Origin of the sequence: Blautia sp. HCN-20427, from assembly GCF_037890365.1 — a bacterium.
GTDB lineage: Bacteria > Bacillota > Clostridia > Lachnospirales > Lachnospiraceae > Blautia.
Genome location: NZ_JBBKBX010000053.1, coordinates 1 through 2542, shown reverse-complemented (window position 1 = coordinate 2542; position 2542 = coordinate 1). Strand labels below are relative to the sequence as shown.

The following is a 2542-nucleotide window of genomic DNA, read 5'->3' as shown; positions in this document are numbered from 1 at the left end:
TTGAACAAAATCGCTGCGCGATGGCCTGCCAAGGCTGTGGCATAGCGATTTTCTGTTTTCTATAATAAAAAACAGTGGAAAGCAAGTCCTAAAAGTAGTATTGTTAAATCACCACAAAATAACAATCAAACAGGATCGACCTTCCCACTGCCTATGAAAAGAATACCACCCTTCCGCTTGGTTGGCAAGCGGTTTTATGACCCAAATGCACCTCCGTGTAAAGCAGTGTTTTGATTACTACTGATTTTACATGGAGGATTTTATTATGTATGAAAAATATTTAGAACAGCTTGAGGAAGCCGGAAAAATCCGTAACCTCAAAGAGCGTTCCATCAACTGCTATAAAAACTATGTTTCTTACTTTCTGAAATATCAAGCGAAGCCCCCTGAAGAACTTACCTGCCAGGATGTCAGAAATTTTTTGCTTGCCAAAAAAGAGGAAGGACTAAGAGCCACAACTCTGAACCTTTATAATTCGGCTATCCGTTTTTTCTATCGGAATGTCCTGCATATCCTTTGGGATGATATCACAGTTCCACGTATGATTCTGGAACACAAGCTTCCGACCGTACTGACTGTTGATGAAATAGACCGTCTATTAGAAGCTGTTGATGATATCAAATATAGAGCCATGTTTGCAACGATGTATTCTTCCGGGATGCGGGTTTCTGAAGTGATCCACCTTCATTATGATGATATTTCCCGTTCAAATATGCAGATCCATGTCCGGGATACGAAGAACAGGATGGACCGCTATACAATTCTTTCTAAACGGTGTCTGGATATCCTTACACAATACTGGTTTGAGAAAGGACGTCCCCGTGGGATCCTGTTTCCTAATAAATTTACTGGTAATTACCTGACAGTCAGTACACTGGAGCAAGTGATGCGACGGGCAGTATCCGATGCTGAACTTCCAAAGAAAGCAACTCCACACTGTCTCCGTCATAGCTTTGCAACTCATCTGATGGAGCAGGGAGTAGAACGGCAGAATATTCAGGCACTGCTTGGACACCGTGACCCAAAATCCACGGAAGTTTATCTTCATGTCAGCAACAAATCCCTCATGGGAATCCAAAGTCCCTTTGACAGGAAAGAAGGTGCTGATTATGAATAAGCCCACCGTTCAGGATATTTTCCGGTGTTTTTATTCGGCATACCTTGAAAAGTATTCTCCTTCTCCGGAACAGGCAAAAGTTGCCCGGAACATCTTGAACTGCAAAACCGGAGCCTATGGTGCAAACGTCAGTGTATGTGAAGACTGTGGTGCTGTTCAGATTCACTATAATTCCTGCCGCAACCGTTGTTGTCCCATGTGTCAGGCTGTTCCAAAGGAAATGTGGATGGATGCCCGCAAAGAGGATGTGCTTGATGCACCCTACTTCCACTTGGTATTTACAGTTCCTGACATTCTGAATCCAATCATTTACAATAATCAGAAACTGTTATATGACACCCTGTATCATGCAGCTTCTGCTACAATCAGTGAACTGACTGCTGACCCAAAGCACCTTGGTGCTGATGTCGGCTATATCTGCATCCTGCATACATGGGGATCTGAAATGAACTTTCATCCCCATATCCATACAATACTGCTCGGCGGTGGTCTGACATCCAAAAACGAATGGAAAGACAACGGTACTGAGTTTTTTCTTCCTATATGGGCTATCTCCAAAGTCTTTCGTGGAAAATATATGGATGAGTTGAAAAATCTCTGGAATACGAATCAACTTAAGTTTCATGGAACTGCCGAAAAATACAGTAACCATTATGCGTTCAAAGAACTGATTGATTTCTGTTATGATGCGGAATGGATTCCTTATTGTAAGAAAACTTTTAACGGCGCACAGTCTGTGATTGACTACCTTGGAAAGTATACCCATAGGATTGCCATCAGCAATCACCGCATCATCTGTATGGACGATGAAAACGTTACTTTTTCTGTAAAAGATTACCGGAACAAAGGACAATGGAAAGAACTGACCCTTTCTGGTGTTGAATTTATACGACGGTTTCTGATGCATGTACCGCCAAAACGTTTTGTCAGGATTCGGCATTACGGACTTCTTTGTTCCCGTAGCAAACACAAGAAGCTTACTTTATGCCGGAATCTCCTTGGATGCCAAAAGTATCTCTCGAAGCTTCGAGGTAAGGAGATGCCGGAAATATTAAAACAGCTTTATGAAATAAATATTTGTGTGTGTAAATCCTGTGGTGGGCATCTTGGAAAACCACAGCTTCGAATACCACAAAGATGTTAAAATCTTATTCTTTCATACATTTTCTAAAGCCTCAAAGCTTGAGGTTTTGTTGTCGTACCTAATTTATCTGAAAACACTTGATTTCTGTAGCTTCTGCACAGGAACTCCTGTATAATCATGGGTAAGAACAAAAGATTGAAAGTCCATAGGTAGTAGCTACCCGGACGCTCACTTTGTTCAATTAGGTCAAATCGAAAATGGTGTAAACGAAGGGGCAGTTCACTGGAATGCCAAAACTGCTTTTTCGTTTACCCCATCATCGATTCTAACCTAAAGAATTT

At 41.6% G+C, this 2542-nt stretch carries 2 protein-coding genes; both read left to right on the top strand.

Going from position 1 to position 2542, the window contains the following annotated elements; genetic code table 11:
- Window positions 1-265 precede the first annotated feature (265 nt).
- The gene (locus WKT17_RS16125; RefSeq protein WP_173724758.1) at window positions 266-1117 is read left to right on the top strand and encodes a tyrosine-type recombinase/integrase; all 852 of its coding nucleotides are present in this window, start codon (window positions 266-268) and stop codon (window positions 1115-1117) included.
- A complete protein-coding gene (locus WKT17_RS16120) occupies window positions 1110-2261 on the top strand; it encodes an IS91 family transposase (RefSeq protein ID WP_173724759.1) in 1152 nt (383 codons plus the stop codon). Before WKT17_RS16125 ends, WKT17_RS16120 begins: the two co-directional genes overlap by 8 nt.
- Window positions 2262-2542 lie beyond the last annotated feature (281 nt).